The 23,295-nt window shown below is 41.4% G+C and carries 18 protein-coding genes and 1 pseudogene; 9 read left to right on the forward strand and 10 right to left on the reverse strand.

The genetic code is table 11. From position 1 onward, the window contains the following. Nucleotides 1-554: 554 nt before the first annotated feature. From GJS40_RS03035 to GJS40_RS03050, 4 genes are all read right to left on the reverse strand, one after another. Nucleotides 555-3,134, reverse strand: a complete 2,580-nt coding sequence (locus GJS40_RS03035) for an ABC transporter permease (RefSeq protein ID WP_270896056.1) — start codon at nt 3,132-3,134, stop codon at nt 555-557. Continuing rightward, entirely contained in the window at nt 3,131-3,814 is a 684-nt protein-coding gene (locus GJS40_RS03040) for an ABC transporter ATP-binding protein (protein WP_270896058.1), read from the reverse strand. Before GJS40_RS03040 ends, GJS40_RS03035 begins: the two co-directional genes overlap by 4 nt. Nucleotides 3,815-3,933: 119 nt before the next feature. Continuing rightward, nucleotides 3,934-4,938, reverse strand: a complete 1,005-nt coding sequence (locus tag GJS40_RS03045; RefSeq protein WP_270896060.1) for a sensor histidine kinase — start codon at nt 4,936-4,938, stop codon at nt 3,934-3,936. Between the two features lies 1 nt (nt 4,939). Continuing rightward, nucleotides 4,940-5,620, reverse strand: coding sequence for a response regulator transcription factor (locus tag GJS40_RS03050; RefSeq protein ID WP_270896062.1), 681 nt, complete (start codon nt 5,618-5,620; stop codon nt 4,940-4,942). 245 nt (nt 5,621-5,865) lie between these two features. Here GJS40_RS03050 and GJS40_RS03055 point away from each other — a divergent pair, with 245 nt between their 5' ends. The 8 genes from GJS40_RS03055 to GJS40_RS03090 all read left to right on the forward strand — a co-directional run bounded on the left by GJS40_RS03055 (nt 5,866) and on the right by GJS40_RS03090 (nt 15,854). Further along, complete coding sequence (locus tag GJS40_RS03055; RefSeq protein WP_270896064.1) at nt 5,866-6,312, forward strand: Lrp/AsnC family transcriptional regulator; 447 nt, start codon at nt 5,866-5,868, stop codon at nt 6,310-6,312. 1,146 nt (nt 6,313-7,458) lie between these two features. After that, nucleotides 7,459-8,559, forward strand: coding sequence for a pyruvate dehydrogenase (acetyl-transferring) E1 component subunit alpha (gene pdhA, locus GJS40_RS03060; RefSeq protein WP_270896066.1), 1,101 nt, complete (start codon nt 7,459-7,461; stop codon nt 8,557-8,559). After that, nucleotides 8,556-9,542, forward strand: a complete 987-nt coding sequence (locus GJS40_RS03065) for an alpha-ketoacid dehydrogenase subunit beta (protein ID WP_270896068.1) — start codon at nt 8,556-8,558, stop codon at nt 9,540-9,542. Before pdhA ends, GJS40_RS03065 begins: the two co-directional genes overlap by 4 nt. Nucleotides 9,543-9,563: 21 nt before the next feature. Further along, nucleotides 9,564-10,823, forward strand: coding sequence for a dihydrolipoamide acetyltransferase family protein (locus GJS40_RS03070; RefSeq protein ID WP_270896070.1), 1,260 nt, complete (start codon nt 9,564-9,566; stop codon nt 10,821-10,823). Beyond that, complete coding sequence (gene lpdA, locus GJS40_RS03075) at nt 10,824-12,239, forward strand: dihydrolipoyl dehydrogenase (RefSeq protein WP_270896071.1); 1,416 nt, start codon at nt 10,824-10,826, stop codon at nt 12,237-12,239. 19 nt (nt 12,240-12,258) lie between these two features. Further along, nucleotides 12,259-13,605 (forward strand): sodium-dependent transporter, encoded by a 1,347-nt coding sequence (locus GJS40_RS03080; RefSeq protein ID WP_270896073.1) that lies wholly within the window; start codon nt 12,259-12,261, stop codon nt 13,603-13,605. A 20-nt stretch (nt 13,606-13,625) separates the two neighbouring features. Beyond that, entirely contained in the window at nt 13,626-14,771 is a 1,146-nt protein-coding gene (locus GJS40_RS03085) for a Glu/Leu/Phe/Val dehydrogenase dimerization domain-containing protein (RefSeq protein ID WP_270896074.1), read from the forward strand. 168 nt (nt 14,772-14,939) lie between these two features. Next, nucleotides 14,940-15,854 (forward strand): DUF6612 family protein, encoded by a 915-nt coding sequence (locus tag GJS40_RS03090; RefSeq protein WP_270896076.1) that lies wholly within the window; start codon nt 14,940-14,942, stop codon nt 15,852-15,854. 644 nt (nt 15,855-16,498) lie between these two features. On the opposite strand, the gene GJS40_RS03095 is transcribed toward GJS40_RS03090, so the two are convergent. Both GJS40_RS03095 and trhO read right to left on the reverse strand, forming a co-directional pair. Next, nucleotides 16,499-16,972: a PaaI family thioesterase gene (locus GJS40_RS03095; protein ID WP_270896078.1), complete on the reverse strand. Its 474-nt coding sequence runs from the start codon at nt 16,970-16,972 to the stop codon at nt 16,499-16,501. A gap of 216 nt (nt 16,973-17,188) precedes the next feature. Continuing rightward, entirely contained in the window at nt 17,189-18,178 is a 990-nt protein-coding gene (gene trhO / locus GJS40_RS03100) for an oxygen-dependent tRNA uridine(34) hydroxylase TrhO (protein WP_270896080.1), read from the reverse strand. A gap of 328 nt (nt 18,179-18,506) precedes the next feature. Here trhO and GJS40_RS03105 point away from each other — a divergent pair, with 328 nt between their 5' ends. Continuing rightward, nucleotides 18,507-19,286, forward strand: coding sequence for an IclR family transcriptional regulator (locus GJS40_RS03105; RefSeq protein WP_270896081.1), 780 nt, complete (start codon nt 18,507-18,509; stop codon nt 19,284-19,286). Between the two features lie 88 nt (nt 19,287-19,374). Here GJS40_RS03105 and GJS40_RS14510 read toward each other — a convergent pair. From GJS40_RS14510 to GJS40_RS03120, 4 genes and pseudogenes are all read right to left on the reverse strand, one after another. Beyond that, nucleotides 19,375-19,626, reverse strand: a pseudogene (locus GJS40_RS14510) (UTRA domain-containing protein); the annotation flags it as partial. 91 nt (nt 19,627-19,717) lie between these two features. After that, nucleotides 19,718-20,650 carry a ketopantoate reductase family protein gene (locus GJS40_RS03110; protein ID WP_270896082.1) on the reverse strand — a complete coding sequence of 311 codons (933 nt, stop codon included), beginning with the start codon at nt 20,648-20,650 and terminating at the stop codon, nt 19,718-19,720. 190 nt (nt 20,651-20,840) lie between these two features. Further along, entirely contained in the window at nt 20,841-22,052 is a 1,212-nt protein-coding gene (locus GJS40_RS03115) for an FAD-dependent monooxygenase (RefSeq protein ID WP_270896083.1), read from the reverse strand. A 35-nt stretch (nt 22,053-22,087) separates the two neighbouring features. Continuing rightward, on the reverse strand, nt 22,088-23,200 hold the full coding sequence (locus GJS40_RS03120; RefSeq protein ID WP_270896084.1) for a cupin domain-containing protein: 1,113 nt from the start codon (nt 23,198-23,200) through the stop codon (nt 22,088-22,090). Between the last annotated feature and the right edge of the window lie 95 nt (nt 23,201-23,295).

Here is a 23,295-nt window from a genome sequence, read left to right on the forward strand (position 1 = left end):
ATGCCAGTAGTCACTCCATCCTCCAAGAGGTCTTCCACGGAATTCACCGTTTCCTTCCTCAAGTGAGGTACTACGTTTTCTGTGTTCATCATGACTGACTGAATAGAAAGGGCTATTCTCTCTTCATTGTTCAGTCCTTCCAAACCGTTCTAGACCGATTTGTACTATGACCTCTGCTGACTTCTGATGGTTCAGCTACTCCTCATGAAGTAGGTTATGAAGGGTACTTCACGTATCTATCAGACCTCCCTGGATAAGGATGTCATCTTTCCTTCCATCTATCCGCTTCATTTACTCTGTATCACCTTTGGCAGAAAGGACTTTGTTTTGTCTTGCAAACTCATCCAATGATACCTAGCCTTGTATGAAGTTCGTGTTCCTCGGACCGGAAGTTTGCCGCCCGCTTCCTTCAGATTCCGCGTCGCCACGGACACCCTTGCGTTAAGCTAACCACTACTTCTGCCTTCGTGGCTCGGGACTCTCACCCTATAGATTACACCCATGCCAGGCGCACGAGAAAGGCGATCACGGTAAAATGTGATCGCATTTTACTATTAAATATTTTCTTGTTTCAAGCTCTCAATAATATTTTCTTTTTTCATTTTCGAAATCGAATAGAGCATCGCAGACCCTACGATGACAAAGATCATGATGACAACAAATAAGATGGCGCGCCATGGAAGTTGAAAGCCATAGTCGAACGTATAGCCAACTGAGAGGTGGATAGTAAGCATGGTAAGTATACTTAATGGCAGGCCGTAACCGAGAGCTTTCAATCCGTAAAAGAGACTTTCATAACGAATCATTTTATTAAATCCTTTCGGTGTCATGCCAACAGATCGTAACATGGCAAATTCGCGTTTTCGCAAGCCGATGCTTGTCGAGATCGTATTGAAAATATTGGCGATCAAAATGAAAGAAATGAGCGTAATAAAACCATAGATGAAAATAGACATGATCATAATCATCTGTTCTTCTTGTTGTCGTCTTTGATAAACGTTATAGATGTAAACGTTCATGTCATTTAACGATTCAATCGCTGCTTGTGTTGCCAATGGATCTGAACTATTTAAATAGACAAAAGGTTTCCCGTCTAGTTCTAATTTGTCCATTGTCGATTGGGGAACGATGATGTGGATACCGCCTAGTAAGGCAGCTTGTGTGCCGAGTGGAGTTTTGTCCGTAAGAGCACCTACTTCAACAGTAGTAATGAATTCTCGATCTATTTGCTCGTGTCCTCCATTGTCTTCAGGTATCATATATAAATCTAACGTATCCCCGACTTTTGTTTCTATTGCTTTCGTTTGCACGATCTTTCCGGATGCTTCATCCTCGTACGAAATTTGATCAACGACGATTGCAAGAGGGGATTTCTGCACCATATACTCTTCAGGATTTACGCCAATCTCTTTAGCATAGGCATGGAAACTTTCTTCGTCCAAACTTTGAAGAACGACATAATAAGGAAAGACGCCATTCTCCAAAGCGAAGTCATTTTCTTCAATTTGCTTTTTCAATGGAGGTGCGACATTCTTTATGCTAACAAGCGTCTCTAATCGGATCTCCTCGATAACGGTTGACGATGTAACGTAGTCTAATTTCGTATAGGCGTTAAGCTCCTCTTGCGCTAGTTGATTGCTTGAAATTTGAATATCAAATTGAAAATCATCTTTGGTCAGTTCAAGCGATTTTTTAAGACTATCGGTAAAATAAGAGACCGATAAAAATAAGACGATACTTACAATTAATGAAAGCAATGTGGCTACATATCGTTTTTTATTTCTTTTCATATTTTTTAAACCAATTTCCGCTTCAATACCAAAAAGTTTCCGTATGAGTTTGGACGTTTTTACTGCTTTTTTTGTCAATTTGATGTCATCCGTTTGGCGGATCGCATCAATCGCAGAAACTTTTGAAGCTCGTTGTGCTGGAACGTACGTTGAAATAAATATCGTTGCAATTGAAATGAGACAAGCCGTGATGATAGAAGAAGGGGTAACAACTACTTCAAGCGCTTCCGTCGTATGAAGTGCCTCTTGTAAAAACGTATTAATATAAGCAAACGTCGTACCAATTCCTGCAAAACCAGCGACAATTCCAACCGGTATACTAATGGAAGCAATGACTGCTCCTTCAAAAAAGACAGAGTTTCGCTTTTGCTTTTTCGTTGCCCCAACACTTGACAACATTCCTAAATGTCGTGCTCGTTCCGAAACGCTAATGGCAAACGCATTATAAATGAGGGCGACAGAGCCAATGATAATAATCGCCATAATAATACTAACTAATGAAAACATCGTCATTCGTAAGTTATCATTTTTAGTTACTCCATAGAAGCGGAGCAACTCATTATTAAAATTCACTTTTTCTATTCCATACGTTTGTGCGAACGCTTCTGCTCGCTCGAAAAGAGAGCCTTTTATATCAGACAATACAACAAAGGCATCTACCGAACGGTTTTCACTTAATGCGCTTTCGTCCACATATCCAATCACCGTATATCCAGGGGCCCAAGCCGGCTCCCATGAAGGCCGTTCAATCGTCCCGACGACCGTTAACGTTTTCTTTTCATTAATGCGTAGTTCTTCCATAATTGTCTCGTCTTCTCGTAGTAAAGAATTATTTTGTACAAGAGTCGTTCCATCCATTTTGCTAACACGCTTGCCAATCTGAACAGTAAGTTGATCTCCGATTTGATAATTGACGTTCGCATTGTTTTCAATTGTTTCTGAAATTGCAATTTCATTTTCGTTTTGAGGAAGTCTTCCTTCAACTACATCGATTGGAAATTGCTCCATCCCAGCTTCATTATAGTTTTGAAAATAGAGATATGGTTTAAATTCATTAACTGATTGTTCCAAGGCTGCATAGCCATCGCTCGCAAGAACGATTGATTCTGGTGTCAACTCTCGTTCTAACGCCTCAATTTGTTCTGACGTGACGTTTTTATATTGAATGTGCCATTCGCCGTTTGTTGCGATATGTTCCCGGGCCAATAAGTCTAAAAAAGATACACCGAGTGTCGAGACGGCGGTAATCATTGCGACGGAAATGATGACGCCAATCATCGTCACCAGCGTTCTTCGTTTATTTTCTTTTAAATTTCTTAATGTCACTTGGTTTATTATGTTCACGGGCGAATCACCTCATCTTTGGCAATCTTACCGTCTTCAATCGAGATGATTCGATCAGCTTGCAGGGCGATGCGCTCATCGTGCGTGATGACAATTAGTGTTTGATTGTACGTTTTGTTAAACATTTTTAGTAGTTCCATAATTTCAGCACTATTTTTACTATCAAGGTTTCCCGTTGGTTCATCGGCAAGCATAATCGCCGGATTGCTGATTAATGCTCTTCCGATTGAGACGCGTTGCTGCTGTCCACCTGAAAGTTGGTTTGGCAAATGATCGAGTCGTTCATTCAAACCTAAAATGTGAACGACCTTGTTAAAGTGATCTTGGTCTACTTTTTGCCCATCTAAAAGCATTGGTAACGTCATATTTTCTGCGACGGTTAAAATCGGGATAAGGTTGTAAAACTGGTAAATGAGTCCAATTTGTCTCCGCCTAAAAATCGCCAGCTGTGTTTCATTTAAGTTATAAATATCCGTTTGATCGATGAGGACCTTTCCGCTTGTTGGTCGATCGACGCCACCGAGTAAATGCAGGAGCGTCGATTTTCCTGAGCCTGATGGCCCGATAATACAAACAAAATCCCCTTTATTTACTGAAAAGGAAACGTCATGAAGGGCTTTAACTGCTGTATCTCCTTTACCATAAATTTTAGATAAATCTTTTACCTCTAATATCGACATATGAAAACCTCCATCATTCTTTGTTTGAGGTTCAGTATAAAGCGTGAGTATGACTTTAAAGTGACTGCAAAGTGACAATTTTTTCATTTAGAGAAAATAAAAAAGCAGGTGACGTGTATTCAAATCACCCGCTTGTAAAATTTAATCTGAAATGTCGTCCCAACATTTGGTTCACTCTTTACTTCGATGTCGCCTTGTTGACCTGTAATAATGCTATGTGCCATCGCAAGACCGATTCCGACGGTGTCGTCACTCGCATTTCTCCCTTTGTAAAACCGTTTAAAAATGTAGGGGAGCTCTTCTTTTGGAATTCCTTTACCGTTATCGGAAATGGTTATTTCCGTGTAAAGAGCATTTTCGGAAAAGGAAATGGTAATTTTACCTTCTTCCTCCGTGTGCTCGACGCAGTTCTTTATAATGTTGATGAGAGCTTCGACGGTCCAATTGAAATCCCCGGTAAATGTAGCCTGTTCTTCACCTGCAATGGACAGTTGTTGCATTTTAATATCGATTGGAACGAGAAGTGGTTCAACAGCTCGCTCAATGAGAGCATGAACTGGGATTTTTTCTTTCTTAAAGAAAATCGTTCCTGCATCTATTTTGGAAAGTTTTAATAGGGAAGAAACGAGCCACTCCATTCGTTCTAGCTGGAGTTGAATATTACGGGTAAACTCACCTCGCTTTTTGTCATCGAGGTGTTCATCTCGTAACAAATCCGCCATAACCATCATCGAAGTGAGCGGTGTTTTCAATTGATGCGAAATATCGGAAATGGCGTTTGTTAGTTTTTCTTTATCTTCTTGTAAGACTGACCCTTGTTCTGAAAGCATTTTTGTTACTTTGTAAATATTGCTTTTTAATAGACTCAATTCACCTTCATAGTTATCGCGAACGTCGAGATGAAAGTCACCGTTTGCAATTCGTTGCAAGTAACCGGAAAGCTTTTCAAGTTCCCGATAACGCCATTTCGTAAAAAGTAGCATACATATAATAAGTAAGAGGGATACTCCGAGTACCAAGCTTGCAGCTACGATGGAAACGAAAATAGTGGCCAACGTACATCCGATCCCGCTAATGAACAAGAGGAAGAGCAGGAAGATTTGAAATTCCCGATTACGAAGCAATTCATTCACCGACCTTATAACCGACGCCTCGAACTGTTTTTATTAACGTTGGTTGTTGCGGATCGTCTTCTAGCTTTTCTCGCAATCTTTTCACGTAAACGGTTAACGTATTGTCATTCACAAAATCACCACCAACATCCCAAATACGGTCGAGCAATTGTGCTCTAGTGAGAACTTGTCCAATGTGGTTGGCAAAAATGAGGAGAAGACGGTATTCTAATGCAGTTAATAAAATTTCTTTACCGTCCTTGTATACTTTTCCATCGATAATGTTAATGTGAACGTTGTTTAATTCAATGACGTTTTTCGACTGATGACGTTGGTAGCGCCGGAGTACGGATTTTATTCTTGAAATAAGTTCGCGAATCCGAAATGGCTTTGTAATATAATCATCTGCCCCCATATCGAGCCCCATCACGACATTCACTTCATCATCAAAAGCGGTTAAAAAGATGACCGGAATATCACGGTATTTTTTCACTAATTTGCACAAGTCATAGCCACTTCCATCCGGCAAAGAAAGGTCAAATAAGCAAAGGTCAATTTCAGCAATTTGATTGTGAATGACCTCTCTTGCTGAGGAAGCATGTTGACAAAAAAATGTTTCGAATCCTTCTTGTGTTAAGGAATATTCTAATCCAGAAGCGATTGTCCGATCATCTTCGACTAGGAGGATGTTCATAAAGTTCACCCTAACATTCCATTTTCTTTTATCTTACTGAATGGAGGGGGGACGGTCAAAAATAAATGAGACCAATACTTTCTTAGATGCATCATGTCGGCTAAGTACCTGGTGCTTGGAAACACTTTTAATTTTTCAAAAGTAATTATTATAGCATATAAAGCGTTTGGAAAAGTAAAATAACTTTAAAATTATGTTATACTTGACATACCGCATGCATAGGATAGTTCATTAGGGGGGGTTTTATGGACCAGACGGACATTGAACTAATTAAAGCGCTACAAGAAGATGGAAGAATGACGTTAAGCGATCTTTCCAAACGATTAAATTTAAGTCGCCCGAGTGTGTCGGAAAGAATGAACAAGTTAAAGGATCAAGGAGTTATTGAAGGATTTAGTGCTCGCATTTCCTACCCTAAGATTGGTAAACACGTCACTGTATTTATTCAAGTGAGTGACTTAAACGTTCCATATACTACATTTGAAAAGTATGCCCAAGAAAATCCAGATATTATTGAGTGTCACCGGATTACCGGTGCAATCAGTTACATGTTAAAAGCAGTATTAAAAGATATGCAACATCTAGAGGCTTTAATTGATGAGCTTGTTCCTTATGGTACGCTAAACACTTCTGTGGTGGTTAAATCACCTGTGCCCCATAAACATGTAACCCCAGTAGAAACAGATGAATAGCCCGATAACCGTCCCCAGTCGAGACGGTTTTTTGTGTCTTTTCATCGCCTACTCCATTGCCTCTTCTTTCCTTCTCCGACTTCGAAAGTCTGTCAGCCGTTTGGAAAAAATAAAGAACTTCTACATACTCTTGTACGTCCCTGTGTCAGCGGTTACTCAGCCCAGTAGGAACAATGAAATATTGCAAGCAATGCCAAAGCGTTATACCGACAATCCCCTTTCCAAACAGTGAAAAAGTACCATATATGGAACCCTCTATCGCAAAAAATCCCCATCAAGTGGTCTTAGGACAGTGAAATGATCGCATGACGTGATTTAGTTCCCGTTTTACATGTCATGCGACCAGTTTTCATGAATAAAAGAAAAGTAGACGTCGTATGAACGTCTCATGTGACATCTATTGAAAAGGAAATCCCGATAAAGTGTCGGATAGCGGCCGAAATTGAAAATAATTAGGAGAAAACTGGTGATGTTACTGTTCATACGACATATTCTTGTTAAGAAAAGAAAATGAAGCGTCTCATGATGATTTCATACGACAGATTTTTTCATTTCAAACTCATTGAGTGGTCGCATGACTTTCGAGATTCCGTTTTTCGATGTATAGACTTGGAATTCAGGTGATCAAACACTTAGATCAGAGTGCCCTCACTCCCCTTTCATCGCTGATTGCAGCTAACCGGCTTTTCCGTTTTTCTATTGTTTATCTTCACCACTCTTTCATCGCCAACGCGCCTAACCGATTGCCTCCGCATTTCTGTCTAGCTGCGGCTCCTACTCGTTCGAGCGTTTCAGGTCGCTAAAGAAGCCAAAGAACGGCTTCATTCACCGCCCTTCCATCGCTTTCTCTCTTAAACAGTTGCCTCCGCTTTTCTATGTCTAGCTTCGGCAACCAGGCGCTAGTGTGCTTCAGGCCGGGGCAAAAGTCAAAAAGCGGACTTTTGTCCCCGTCCTTCCATCGCTAACGCGCCTAAGCGGTTGCCTCCGCTTTTCTGTTTTACATTTTGTAAAATTACTGCTTAAAAATATTTCAAAATATAAAAATATTTCCTCCAACAACTTCTTTCATCTATGTAAAAGAAAGGGGCAGTGATTATATAATTTTATATAAAGAAAGCGTTTACAAAAGAAAGGGGATGTTTTTCCATGGCAGTCGACTTAAGAAACTTTTATGAAGAGGCAAGGGAAGAATATTATCAAGTACTCACGCCAGATGGAAAGTGTCGGCATGACGATCATCGCATAGATAAACAAGTCATGATGGATATGTTTAAATACATGCTTACTTGTCGGATTTTTGATGAGAAAGCGCTTATTTTACAACGACAGGGTCGGATTGGAACGTATGCTTCATTCAAAGGGCAAGAAGCTTGTCAAGTAGGGGGAGTATTGCCGCTACGTTCGACGGATTGGTTATTCCCGACGTATCGTGACCACGGAGCGATGTATACGCACGGACAAACTTGGAAACAAATTTTCCTTTATTGGATGGGGCATATGGACGGAAGTATCACCCCGGAAGATAAAAAAATCATTCCTCCTGCTGTTCCGATTGCAACCCAGTTGTTACATGCGGTAGGAACAGCTTGGGCAGATAAGTTAGATGGAAAAGACAATGTCAGTCTTGTGTATTTTGGAGATGGTGCGACGTCAGAAGGAGACTTTCATGAAGCATTGAACTTTGCCGGTGTATATCAAACGCCAACAGTATTCCTCTGTCAAAATAATGGTTACGCCATCAGTGTTCCGTTTGAAAAACAATCGGCTTCAAAAACGATTGCCCAACGTGGAAAAGCATACGATATCGAAGGCATTCGTATCGATGGGAATGACATCTTTGCAGTATACCTCACGGTGAAACGGGCGATCGAAAAGGCACGGAAAGGAGAAGGACCGACGTTAATTGAAGCAGTGACGACTCGCTTTGGTTCTCATACAACCGCTGATGATGCGAAAAAATACCGTGACCAACAAGCCATTGAAAAAGAGTGGGCGAAAAACGAAGATCCTTTAGCCCGATTACGCTTATATTTAAAGAATAACGATTTACTAACGGATAGCGAAGAAAAACAATGGACAGAAGAAATGAGAAAAGAAATCGACGAACAATTTAAAGAAGCGGAAAATTATCCGCGTCCTACCGTGCAGCAAATGTTTGAACACGTATACAAAGAAAAAACATGGACCATTGCCAAACAAGAAAAAGAATTTCTTCAGCATCTAGGTAAAGGAGGGCGTTCTTCATGACACAGGAGAAAAAAAATATTTTAGAAGCCATCAATGAAACCCTCGATCAGCTTTTAGCAAAAGACGAAGATATTCTCTTACTAGGAGAAGATATTGGACGAAATGGCGGGGTGTTTCGCGCGACGGACGGTTTGTTTGACAAGTACGGAGAAAACCGCGTCATTGATACGCCGCTTGCAGAATCAGGAATCATCGGCTCTTCCATTGGGCTTGCTTTAAATGGGAAGAAGCCAATCGTAGAGATTCAATTTTTAGCATTTATTTATCCGGGCTTTGAACAACTCGTCTCCCACGCCGCACGCATGCGTTATCGCACTCGGGGCCAATTTACTGTTCCGATGGTCATTCGTACCCCGTATGGCGCAGGAATTCGTGGTCCGGAATTGCACTCTGAAAGTGTCGAATCTTTCTTTGCTCACACGCCGGGGTTAAAAGTCGTCGTTCCAAGTAACCCACGGGATGCAAAAGGACTGTTAACCGCTGCAGCAAATGACCCGGACCCGGTTCTCTTTTTAGAAGATACGAAAATGTACCGGGCTTTTAAGGAAGAAGTGCCATCAGAGTTGTATGAAACACCAATCGGAAAAGCAAACATTGTAAAAGAAGGGGAAGACCTCACTGTCATTGCTTGGGGTGGCATGGTGCGTGAAGCGATGAAAGCGGTGAAAAAAGTAGAACAAGAAAACAATTGCACGTGCGAAATTATAGATTTGCGCTCCATTGTACCACTCGATGCAGAAACGGTGATTGAATCCGTGAAGAAGACAGGTCGTGCGGTGATCATTCATGAAGCCCACCAAACAGCCGGATTTGCGGGGGAAATTATTTCTCTCATTAATGAAGAAGCACTTATTTATTTAAGATCACCAATCAAACGAATCGTCGGGTTTGATGTGCCCGTCCCACAATTTTTATCAGAAAATGATTATTTACCAACCGTTGATCGCATGGTGGAAGGGATGAAAGAGACGGTTCATTTTTAGGTCGAAGGGAGGATAAGTACCATGGTTGAATTTAAGTTACCAGACATTGGTGAAGGAATGACGGAAGCAGAGATTCTTCAATGGTTCGTAAAAGAAGGAGACGAAGTAGAACAAGATGAACCAGTGCTGGAAATTCAGACGGATAAAGTAAGTGCAGAACTCACTGCTCCGAAAGCAGGCATTATCGATCAAATTTTCTTTAAAGAAGGAGAAACGGTGGAAGTAGAGGCGACGCTTTTTACCATTAGAAGTAGCGATGAAGCGCCGCAAGAAACCGTCTCTTCCTCTCCGAAAGCAGAAGAAAAACAACAAGAAGAGGAGCGACCAAAAAATGAATCCACCTCTATACCAGCTCCTACGAACAGGCTTAAAAGAGCCCTTGCCACACCTTACGTAAGGCAACTTGCTCGGGAATTAAACATTGATATTGATGAAGTGGAAGGGACAGGACCGATTGGTCGGGTCTTAGAAGAAGATTTATATCGTTTTAAAGAGGGAGCGAGCGAGACGAAAGAAACAAAACCTGTCACTTCTCAAACAGAAGCAGCAACGCCGACACCTGTTCCTGCTACGAGCGGTGGAGAAAGACGCATTCCACTCAAAGGTATTCGTAAGACAATCGCGGAAAGAATGGTGAAGTCGGTACAAACGATTCCGCATGTGACTCATATGGATGAGTTAGAAATCGATGCATTACGTAAATTGCGTCATTCGATGAAAGAGTACTATGAGTCAAAAGGTGTCAAAATTACGTATTTACCGTTTTTCGTAAAAGCAGTTGTTGCCGCACTCAAGGAATTTGAATACTTCAATGCGTCTGTGGATGATGAAACAAACGAGATTGTGTTAAAAGACTACTATCACATCGGAATTGCGACAGATACGGAGCACGGCTTAGTCGTTCCGGTCATTCGTGACGCGGATAAAAAGAGTATCGTCGAAATTGCAGAGGAAATTAATGAACTCGCAACGCTTGCCCGCAAAGGACAATTGCGCGTAGATCAAATGACAGGAAGCACTTTCACAATTAGTAATGTCGGTCCGGTTGGAGGAAATCTTGCTACACCAATTATTAATCATCCGGAAGTGGCTATTCTTGCCCTGCACAAAATCACCCCTCGTACTGTCGTGAAAGATTGGGAAAGTGTGATTAGATGGATGATGAACATTTCGCTATCTTTTGACCATCGCATTATTGACGGTGTGCTTGCAGTGAAATTTACAAACTATATCATCGAACGATTAGAAAATCCAAACTTGTTATTCATGGAGATGAGATAAATGGTAGTCGGAGAAGTAAGAACAGAAGTTGATGTAGCTGTTATCGGAGGAGGTCCTGGTGGATATGCTGCGGCGATCCGTCTAGGACAATTAGGAAAGTCTGTCGTACTCATTGAAAAAGAAAACGTGGGAGGGGTCTGCCTGAATAAAGGCTGTATCCCCTCGAAAGCGCTCATTCATACCGCAAGCAAATTTGAAGAATTATCCCGAGTGGAAGACATGGGGATTCAGTTGCAAGAGAAAGCAACGATGGATTTAGGAAAATGGCAAGAAAGAAAAAAGAGAATTATCTCGCAGTTAACGTCAGGGATTCAACATTTGTGTAACAAAAATGGCGTGACGATTGTGGAAGGAAAGGCATACTTTTTATCCGATGATCGAATCGGAGTGGAAACGTCTGGTGACTTTGAAGTGTACCAGTTTGAAAACGCTATCATCGCAACGGGTTCAGAACCAGCTCCGGTTCCTTTTGCTACCATCGATCATGAGTATATTTTAAACTCCACTTCGGCCTTAGAATTAACCGAAGTACCGGATAGTCTCCTCATTGTAGGCGGCGGATATATCGGAATGGAGCTAGGGATGGCTCTTGCTAAATTAGGAAGCGATGTAACCGTTGTGGAAGTAGCGGAGCGAATTTTACCTGCCACCTCCAAGCATTTAACAAAAGAAGTAGTAAAAAAAGCGAAACGTCTAGGGATGACCATCCAAACTTCCACCTATGTCGATTCGATGGAAGTAGAAAATGAACAAGTTGTCGTGACTTTACGAGAAGGAGATACAACAAAAAAGCAAACATTTGCTAAAGCCATTGTCACTATTGGTCGCACCCCACGGACAAAAGAGTTAGGTCTCGAACAAATCGGCGTCACGATGGACGAAAGGGGGTTCATTCCTATCGATGAGACGTGTCGCACCAATATCCCGCATCTTTTTGCCATTGGAGATATTACAGCGGGCCCTGCATTAGCTCATAAAGCGACGAAGCAAGGGATCGTAGCGGCAGAAGTGATCGGAGGTTTACCAAGTGCAGTAGATTCTCCGTTTATTCCTTATGCCATTTTTACCGATCCGGAAATCGCAGGAGTAGGCATGACCGTCGAGGAAGCAAAAGAAGAAGGATATGAAGTAAAAACAGCTCATTTTCCTTTCCAAGCAAATGGTATGGCGCTTGCCACGGATGCGCAAGACGGTTTTGTCGAAGTAATTGTGGACAAAGAGACGCATTTATTGTTAGGTTGTCATATTGTAGGGAAAAATGCTTCTCAGCTTATCGGTGAAGGTGTACTGGGACTGGAGTTAGGAGTGAGAGCAGAAGACATTGCTTTGACAGTCCATCCGCATCCTACTTTAACAGAAGGATGGACGGAAGTGACCCAAGCCATATTAGGGAAAGCAATTCATATTTTAAACTGACAACATAGGAGAGAGAGAGATGAAACAACAATGGTCTTCTAAATTAGCCTTTATATTAGCAGCGGCAGGATCTGCAGTAGGCCTAGGTGCCATATGGAAGTTTCCATATGTGGCAGGGACGAGTGGAGGAGGGGCTTTTTTACTTCTATTCTTCCTGTTTACATTGCTGATTGGTCTACCGCTATTAATCGGAGAATTTATGATCGGACGAAGCACGCAGAAAAATGCGATAGAAGCCTATCGAGCCATTGCACCAGGTACGCGCTGGGCTGGAATTGGTATGCTTGGAATGGTCACTTGTTTTATCTTGTTATCGTTTTACAGTGTCGTCGGTGGCTGGATCGTCATTTATCTTGTGAAATCAATCTTTGGTCAATTATCAGGATTAACCGAAGCGGAATATGGAGAAGTATTCGCAGAAACGATTAGCAATCCGATTCTTTCCGTCGTCGCGCAATTTGCTTTCATGCTCATCGTCATTGTCGTCGTTGCCAAAGGGGTGAAAGAAGGCATTGAGCGCGCGAGTATGATCATGATGCCTGCTTTATTTATTCTATTTATCGTCATTGTGATCCGCGGACTTACATTGGACGGTGCTTCGGAAGGGTTGGCATTCTTTCTCGTTCCTGATGTTTCCACCATCACTTCTGAAACGATGCTTTATGCGATGGGGCAATCGTTTTTCTCATTAAGTGTTGGTGTGTCTGTGATGGTAACATATAGCTCTTATTTATCGAAAAAAGAAAGTATCGTCCAATCAGCGACTTCCATCGTTGTGTTGAATTTTTTCGTCGCATTTTTGGCAGGATTGGCGATATTTCCAGCGGTTTTTTCTTTCGGTTTGCGTCCGGATGAAGGACCGGTCTTGTTATTTAACGTGTTGCCGACCGTATTTGATCAAATGCCTTATGGTATTATTTTCTTTATTCTCTTTTTACTTCTCTTTTTATTTGCGACGTTGACGTCTGCCTTTTCGATGTTAGAAGTCATTGTCGCGGCGGTGACGAAAGGGGAAGTAAAAGCACGACCAAAAGCTTCCTGGGTCATCGGTCTTGCGATATTTATCGTCGGTGTTCCTTCCGCCCTTTCTTATGGGGTTTTAAGTGACATTCTTATTTTTGGTCTCTCCATTTTTGATGCAGCCGACTTTTTAGTGAGTAATATTTTAATGCCAATTGGAGCGTTTTTGATTGCTATCTTTGTTCCATTAAAAATCCCGAAAGATACGCTACTTACAGAGTTTCAAACAGGAGGCTCTGTTGGCTATAAATTGTTTACCGCTTGGTTGCTATTGATTCGTTATGTCGTACCGGTTGTTATTATCATCGTTTTCTTAGACGTCATTGGCGTACTCAATTGGTTATAATGATAAAGGAGGAATAAACGATGGAATCTCTTCTTACAGAAACAATGTCTCGTCAATCATTCGATATTTTTCAAGAAATGAAAGAACATGAACAAGTCCTTTTTTGTAATGATCCTTCAACCGGACTACAAGCAATTATTGCGATTCATGATACTACGCTTGGTCCGGCACTAGGCGGATGCCGCATGTATCCGTATGCCTCTACCGAAGAAGCGTTAAAAGATGCTCTCCGTTTAGCTAAAGGAATGACACAAAAAAATGCCGCTGCAGATTTAGATTTTGGTGGTGGAAAAGCTGTCATTATCGGTGATCCACGCAAAGATAAAACGCCGGAAATGTTCCGTGCTTTTGGGCAATATGTGGCATCGTTAAACGGAAGATTTTACACAGGTACGGACATGGGTACGACGATGGATGATTTTGTCCATGCATTAAAAGAAACGGAATGCATCGTTGGTGTGCCGGAAGCGTATGGTGGCAATGGCGATTCGTCCATCCCAACGGCTCAAGGAGTCATTAACAGCATAAAAGCAGTGACAGAAGTGTTGTTTGGTGACAGTGAACTTACTGGACGTACGTATGCGATCCAAGGATTAGGAAAAGTTGGATTCAAAGTCGCAAAAATGCTGATTGAATCTGGAAATGACCTTTACGTCTCGGATATATTCGAAGAGCCGATTCAGGCGATAAAAGATTTAGCGAACAAACACAATCGCCGAGTGGAAGTGCTTCAGGCGGAGGAAATTTATAAAGCGGATGCGGACATATTTGTACCGTGCGCGACCGGTGGCATTTTAAACGACGAAACGATTCCGGAATTACGCGTAAAAGCAGTGGTGGGATCTGCCAATAACCAGCTAGCGGAAGACCGTCACGGAGAGATGTTGCATGAAAAAGGAATTTTATATGCACCGGACTTCATTGTAAATAGCGGTGGATTGATTCAAGTAGCAGATGAATTATATGGCGGAAACAAAGAAAGAGTGTTGAAAAAGACAAAAGCGATTTATGATGCTATCCTAACCGTTTTACAACAGTCGAAAGAACAACAAATTCCGACGCTTGTTGTTGCGAATGAAATGTGTGAGGAGCGCATTCGTAAAAGAACGCACCGAAACAACTTCTTTGTCCCTCAACTTCAACCGAAATGGAAGGTTCGAAAGTAATAAGAAATATTTCCCTTATTCTTCTTCGTGTTTGAAGAGGAATAGGGGATTTTGTCCTGTCCGCATTTTCTTTATCCATCCTATAGTCTCAATTTTCTTTAAAATAGTGAAGCTGGGACTATTCCTATGATAAAGTGGGGTGGGAATAGTTACTCAAGGAGGATAACGATGAAAAAATGGAAATGGGGAGCAGTGGCTCTCTTCAGTACTTTACTTATTACGGCATGTGGTGAAACGGAGGAAGGCGCCTCTGAAGAAGGATTAATGGAAGAAGAAGGCGTCGCCGTAGAAGAGCAAGAAGAAGCACCAGCAGAAGAAGAAAGTTTGACAGCGGAAGAAGTACTGGCTCAATCAACAGAAGCGATGAGTGAAGTGGAAAGTTATTCCATGGAATTAAATATCAACCAAGAGATGCAAGTGGATGAGGAAACCATCCCGATGGATATGACGCTTCAAATGGATGTCACCCAAAACCCAATGATGTTGAAGCAAGTGATGACGATGCCAGACATGACGGGAGAAGGAGAGATGGAAATAGAGCAATACATGGATGAAGATGGTACGATGTACATGTATGATGCTGCAACCGAACAGTGGATGCGTCTCGATGCGAGTGCCATGGGGATAACGGACTTACAAGACTTAGAAATGTCCCCTCAAGAGCAATTGGAACTATTACAAGATATGTCAGAAAGCATTGAAATCACTGAGACCGAAGAATATTATGAATTGAGTGTCGTTGGTTCCGGTGAAGGAATCAAAGAACTAGCAATGCAATTTGCCAATCTAGACGGAGATCCAGCGATGCAAGGTGAATTGGACGAAGTAATGTCTCATATGGACATTGAGACATTAGATTATGTCATTAAAATTGATAAAGAGACTTTCTATCAAACAGAAATTAACATCAATATGGAAATGTCGATGGAAGCTGAAGGTCAAACATTGGTCATGAAACAAGTGTCAGAAGGAACGATATCTCAATATGATGAAATTGATCAAATTGAGATTCCGGAAGAAGCCAAAGAGAATGCAGTCGACGTGCAAGAACAAATGGAACAAATGGAAGAAGACGCTGCATAATCAATAGAGGGTGGGACAAAACTTCAGTCATCGCCATAAACTTGGTGAGTCTCTCTTTTTGTGTACAAAGAACAATTCAAAATGAAAATGATGAAAAAAGTGTCGTATGAACTGGTGATGCGACACTTTTTTCGTACAATCCGAACAGGAGTGGTCGTAAGAGGATTAGAATTGGAAAAATTCAGGTGATTCGAAGTGTTTTATGTTTCATGCGACGAATGACGCGTTAAAAAAGAAGATGAATCGTCCCATAAACGTTTCATACGACGCTTCATTTTGTCAAACACCGGTCAAATGGTCGTATGAAAGTTAAAATTGGAAGAAATGAGGATAAAAACAGGTCGCAACACGTTTCATACGACCTTTTATTATGAGAACGATGCAATGAAGTATCGTATAAAAGATCCATGCGACGAATTACCACACAAAATTCCTACCGAATGGTCTCATGACGGGGAGTTGCAATTGGTGATTGCAAGACTATTTATACTTCTTGTGTTAGAGTCACAGAGAAATGCACTTCCGGCGGTAAACTTAAGGAAATATACCGCCAGAAACAATGAACACCCTACAAAAATGGTTCCAAGCAAATGTTAGTGCTTGGAACCATTCTTTTTTGGCTAGTTATGTCCAACCTCTTATTATTATCTAAAGGAATCAGGTTTAACTACTGCAACCACTTCTCCGGTTGCAACAAGATCTTCACCAGCAAATACTTCTGTTTCCACTTTAAACTTTTTCGGATGTATTTCTTCTACTGTTCCAACTGCTTTTAATGTCACACCTTGTGGAGTAGGTCGCTTGTAATCGACATGTAAGGAAGCGGTTACAAAACGTGGCGGATGAACATCGTCTTCTATGTTATGTCCGTTTTTATGATGCAATGCGATGGCAGCAGAGCCTGTCCCGTGACAATCAACTAGAGACGCGATGAAACCGCCATAAACAAACCCGGGCATGGCAAGATGTTCCGGTTGTGGTGTGTAAATCGTCACGGTATGTTCCCCATCCCAACCAGTACGAAAGTGAAGACCTCGTTTATTTAAATAACCACAACCATAGCACCAAGCAAAATCTTCTGGATATTTGTCTTGTATTGCATGTTCAACTCTTTCCAATAAAATCCCCTCCCATAAAACAAATATACCATAAAAGAAAGAAAAGAAAAATATGGATACAGCAGGGAGGAGATTGTATATTGTGAAAAATATTTCATATACTCCAATCTTCTTTGCAAAGTTGTGGCATGTACCTCTAAGATTTTTGATCGAGCATTTTTTCTATACGAAAAACTCCAACCGACGATCAATCAGATGATCCGGTTGGAGTTATCATTAGGCTTTAAGAGATGATGCATGTTGCTCTTCTTCAATCCGCTTTAATCTTTCTTCGACTTCTTCTTGAGAAAGATTATGTTCGATGACGTAGCGGTTGCGCGGTGAAATACGACACTCGTGACTGCAACCACGCAAATATTTGTGTTCGTTTTCTTCTGAACAAAGAATTTGTTTATTGCAATCCGGATTCGCACAGTTGACGTACCGCTCACACGGTGTGCCATCAAAATGGTCCCGTCCGACGACGACGTGTTCCACTCGGTTGATTGGAACGCTAATACGTTCGTCAAAGACGTAACATTTTCCGTCCCACAAATCTCCTTTTACTTCTTCATCTTTTCCGTAAGTGACGATGCCACCTTCTAATTGATACACTTCATCAAATCCTTCTTCTTCCATCCAGCCGGTGAATTTTTCACAACGAATGCCACCGGTGCAATAAGTAAGGATTTTTTTCCCTTGCAAACGTTCTTTATTGTCACGAATCCATTGTGGAAGTTCCCGGAAATTACGAATATCGGGACGAATAGCGCCGCGGAAGTGACCAAGATCATATTCATAATCGTTGCGAGCGTCTAAAATGACAGTGTCTTCTTCCAGCATTGCTTCTCTAAATTCTTTTGGACTTAAAAACTTCGCTGTTTTCTCCAGCGGACTGACGCTATCTTTCAGACGAAGCGTCACTAATTCCGGACGATGACGCACATGCATTTTTTTAAAAGCGTGTCCATCGGCTTCGTCAATTTTGAAAACAATGTCGTGGAAGCGAGGATCGCTCTTAAGATCAGCCATATATTTGTCTGTCTGTTCCACCGTACCTGATACGGTTCCATTAATCCCTTCCGACGCAATTAAAATACGTCCCTTTAACCCGAGGTTTTTACAATAAGCAAGGTGCTCTTGTGTAAATGTTTCTGGGTCATCAATCTCCACGAATTTGTAGTATAACAACACGCGGTAATCTTTCTTGTTTTCTGTTCCTTTCATTAGACATCACCTATCTGTCTTATATTTGCAAGATATAAACCGTATAGGTGCATACGACTCTTCTTACAATGTACTATTGTAACTATAAATAACTTGTAAACGCAACTTTTTGCGAATCATTCTCCACAAAGAGGAAAAAATCCGCAGTATTGCTTCAGTTTCTTCCATGGAATGAAAAAGTGTCCAGTTCCGTTCTGTGGAAAAGAGGCATAAACGAGATATTTTGGAAGGGTGGTGCCATTGTGAAAAAACGAGAGTTGAGAAAAAGCGAAAGGAATAGTGATATAATATAAGATAATGTAAATTTTACGTGTAACGGAGGCACATTATGGTCAAATCGGTCGATCGGGCATTAACGATTATTAAAATAGTGAGCACAAAAAAAGAAGGATACGGTGTCACAGAACTTGCTGAAAAATTAGGCCTCAATAAAAGCTCTATTTTTCGATTACTCGCTACCCTTATGGAACACGGATTTATTGAACAAGATAGTGAAACGAAAAAGTACCGTTTAGGATATCAATATTTGGAGCTGAGTGCGAAATTACTGGACTCCATTGACATCCGAAAAGAAGCAACTCCTTACTTAAAAGAACTGGAATCATTGTCCAATGAAGTTATTCATCTCGTCATCTATTCGCAAAAAGAAGCAGTCTACATTGAAAAGTTAGAAGGAAATGAAACCCTTCGCATGCATTCTCAAGTGGGGAAGATCGCACCAATGCATTGTACGAGTGCAGGAAAAACGATTCTCGCTTATTTACCGGAAAGGACAGTAGAAGAAATTATCGATGAAAAAGGTCTTCCGAAACATACTGAAAACACGATTACGAACCGAGAAGCGCTGTTTCAAGACTTAGAAAAAATACGTAAGCGAGGCTATGGAAAAGAAGTGGAAGAAAATGAGGTAGGAATTACTTGCATCGCTGCTCCCATCTTTAATTTTCGCGGGGAAATCGCTGGCTCCATTAGTATTTCCGGCCCGACGATTCGAATGAGCGAAGAGCGGCTGGAAGAATTGAAAGGACCATTAATGGAAGCAGGACGGAAAGTGTCGCTACGGCTTGGGTTCCGGAATGGTAATCATTTGTCGCCCCATCAAAGCTAGTAACTTGAACGGAGCGACTTCTATCTACAAATTATCGATTCACGGAAAATGAATATTTGTAATCGTCAGCCTTGTGAACCGCTCGTCTCTAACCAATTAGGTGGCCAGTTTTTGTATATAGCTTTGTTTCCATGACAAGAATAGGCTCTCCTGAATGAATCGCTAACATTTTGGCTTCTTCTTGACTCGCACCTGTTGCCCAAATTTGGTGCTCCCCTTGTGTAACCGAAATACCTTGTTGTTGTTCGAGAACAGTGCATACACTACCAGCTTCGTCTAAATCTTCTTTTTCCGGATGAAAGTCTTCCGGTACAGACAGATAAGTTTGTGTCCAGATGAGTGGTTTTTCTTTATTTTGTCTATGATTTTCTTCGACTTGTGTCCCTTATTAAACATCATAGCATGAACGGTATGTTTTGTATCGTATAAAGTTACAGATCGATTCTCCCGTGTTCGTACGGTTTTAAAAGTCCATAAATGGTTTGGATCGTTGGTGCTTGTACGCCATATTTTTCGGCAAAGCGGAGTGCGCCCCCATGTAAGTGTTCTACTTCAATAGGAAGCCCTTTTCGAAAGTCTTGATGCATCGAAGAAGTAGATTCTTTCGGCATTTGCCGTTGATTTTCTGCGATTTGTTCAATTTCTTCCTTAGTAAATCGAATTCCATCCTTTGCAGCAATCTCGGCCATTTCTTCCACCACATTTTTGGCTACTTCATAAGTAGCATCATGTTTGGCAATGAAGCCTGCCGGTAGATTGGTTGCGGTCGTCACGCCGGAAAAAGCGGTGATGAAGGTGTATTTTCTCCACATGAGTTTTTTAATGTGGTCCGAAAATTGAATCGTTGTATTTGTTATTCCTTCCCCTATGTCAGCAAGAGAAGCGCAAATGTTTTTCTGACGTGAATGAAGTGTTCCAAAAGTAATGGAACTTGTTTGATTAGAATGTACGACGTGTCCTTTTTCATTTAACGTGGCGATCATGGAAGCAAAACCGCCTAAAATATATTCTTCTCCAAGTGTTTCTTGTAATCGTGGTATATGTTCCATTCCGTTTAAGAGTGGGAGAACGAAAGCTTGATTGTTTTTTTGAATCATTTCAATTTGAGGAAGCGCGTCATTTAAATGATAGCCCTTAATAGCAAGTATGATAAGGTCTATATTTTTGACTTCTTCAGGATCTGTAAAGAGGGTGAGATCACTTGTCTTCAAGTCCCCTTGAGGGCTGTCGATGTGAAGCCCTTCCTTTTGTAATTGGAGCGCACGTTTTTCACGAACAAAAAAATAAATATTGTGCCCTTTTTCCAACAATCTACCACCGAAGTATGCTCCTAACGCTCCCGCACCGTACATTAAAATATTCATTGTATCAACCTCCATTTTTTATAAAAATATCCTAGTTCGATTATAAACTGAATGACATCAACCAGAATAGGCAGGTGGCATGAGTGCAACTATCGACATAAAAAAGGTGTGCTTACTGGCGTCGTAAGCACACTTTCTAGTAGAGAAATATGATGAGTATGAGAGAAAACAATCAACGCATATTTAAGCTTTACACGAGGTTCTTACTATTTTTATGATAACCGTATAACCATTCTACTTCCGAGTAATCTTGAGAATCGTGCTTTTTCAAGTACATATCACGCATCAATTGTGCAATAGGGTCGGCAGTATGAAGCACTTCTCCCCATTTTCTTGCGGTTGTTTGTACTCGTGCTGTTCTCGGTTGTCTTTCCGCTTGATATTCTTTAAATGCTTGATTTAAATGCTCATTTCCCGGGTACTCTTTTAGCTTTCGTGACAAAAAGTCGGCATCCTCTAAAGCTTGACAAGCTCCTTGGGCAAGGTATTGTAACATAGGGTGTGCTGCATCACCAAGCAATGCTATTTTACCGTCTACCCAGTTTTCAATTGGAACGCGATCGTATAAAGGCCAGCGTCGTCCTGTTTCCATGAATTTTACAGCATGACGAACTTGTGGCACACATTTACCGAAATGCTCTTCCAGTTCTTCCGGTGTTCCCCAATCATTGGTATGTTCTTTTTCTTTTGAATAATGAAAACTTTTGAACACAGCGACTTGATTGTATAGTTCTTTTCGGCGAATCGGGTATTGAACAAGATGCAAATAAGGTCCAATCCACATAATCACGTCGTCATAATTTGCAAGGTCTTGTATTTCTTCAATTGGGATAGCGCCTCGATAAGCGACGTACTCCGAACAAATCGGTTCGTCATCTGATAGGTTTTTACGAGTGACTGATTTTAACCCGTCGGCACCAATTAAAGCGTCTGCTTCGTATTTGAGTCCGCCTTCACATTCGATATAGACGGAATCCCCTTTGTTTTCCACTTTTTCGACATGATGGTTTGTAAGCAACGTAATGTTTTCATGTTCGCGGCATTTGTCCAGTAACACTTTGTGTATATCCGTGCGATGGACGACCGAATAAGAATATCCATATCTTTCTTTAAAAGCATCCCCGAGGTCTAAATCAGCAAGCTCTTCTCCGGTCATGGCGTCTTTTAAAACGAGACGTTGTGGAAATACAGCGTTTTTACTGTATTCTTCCAGTACACCAAATTTATCAAGTATATGCATTGCATTTGGCGCAACTTGAATTCCTGCACCTATTTCTCCAAATTCTGGAGCTTGTTCAAGAACATAAACCTCTCTTCCGGAATCAGCTGCGCCTAAAGCAGCAGATAATCCTCCAATTCCTCCACCGATGATTGTAAAGGGTATTTTTTTCACTTCTGACATTGTTTCACACCATCCTTTATTACACAATTATTTCATTAACCAAGTTCCGGTTTAAATTCGCTTTTCACTTCTTGGTAGCCATTGCCTTTTTCGTACTCTACTTCTCTTTCGACATCAAACATTTCCATGATAGGAAGGTCACTTGCAGAGAACAGATAAGAATCTTCGGTTGCCACATGCTCATGTGCTGCCCAGTTCGGAATCACAAAGTAGTCGCCTTGTGACCAATCAAAGCGCACGCCATCGATAACGGTGTAACCGCTTCCTTTAAAGACATGATAAATCGAAGAGTGAGTATGGCGGTGTGCTTTGGAATGGAATCCTTTCGGAAGTTTTTGCATCCACGCCGCAATCGTTGGGTTTGCTGTTTTACCATTGGACGGGTTGATGTACTCTACTGCATAGCCATCGTACGGATCTGGCTCAAAGCGAGTCAGCCCTTCAATTGCTTTTAACGTTTGTTCCCATTTGTAAGAACCAAGCGGTGCAATAGATGGTTTTCTATCTGCGATTGGACGAACCATTCCACCTTCATAACGTTGGCTAGACAAGTTGTCAGGAACTTTCGGCTTCTCTAACCCGTCTTCATATGGATCGAAGAAGGTACCACCGATACCGTATTTCGTTGGAATGTCTAAGCAGTCCATCCAAATCATCGGCTCGTCCCCTTCATGTCCATGCCCGTGCCACAACTCTCTCGGAGTAATTAAGAAGTCTCCTTCCTCCATGAAAATGCGTTCCCCTTGCACAATCGTATAAGCACCTTTCCCTTGTTGAATAAAACGAAGCGCATTTTGCGTGTGACGATGAGAAGGCGCTTCTTCCCCAGGGAGAATTAACTGAACTGCTGCATATAAAGAGTTCGTAGTAGAACCCCATCCCCATGGCTTACGATAAGTGAGTCCTGGGTTTTGAAAATAAATGGCGCGTCTTTCTCCACCGCGTTCTGGCGTAAAAATGTCCGCTGCATCCATCAATTTTTTTTGTAAAAGCTCCCATTTCCATAGATAAGGAACTGCATCCGGTTGAGGTGTGTGGTGCATTAATTCCGGAATGGCGTTCCACAGTGGCCCTAAATGATAACGCTCAATGTCTCGGTTAAAATCCTGTACTTCTTTTGACTCGAAAAAAGAGTTTTTTTCCGCCATGATAATAGCCCTCCTTCATTTTAAATCTCTGTTTCTCTTGAGATTTCATTGATTGAATCGTATTTGACTAATATTTATAATAATAGGGAACATGG

Source organism: Aliibacillus thermotolerans (assembly GCF_027853235.1).
GTDB lineage: Bacteria > Bacillota > Bacilli > Bacillales > Marinococcaceae > Aliibacillus > Aliibacillus thermotolerans.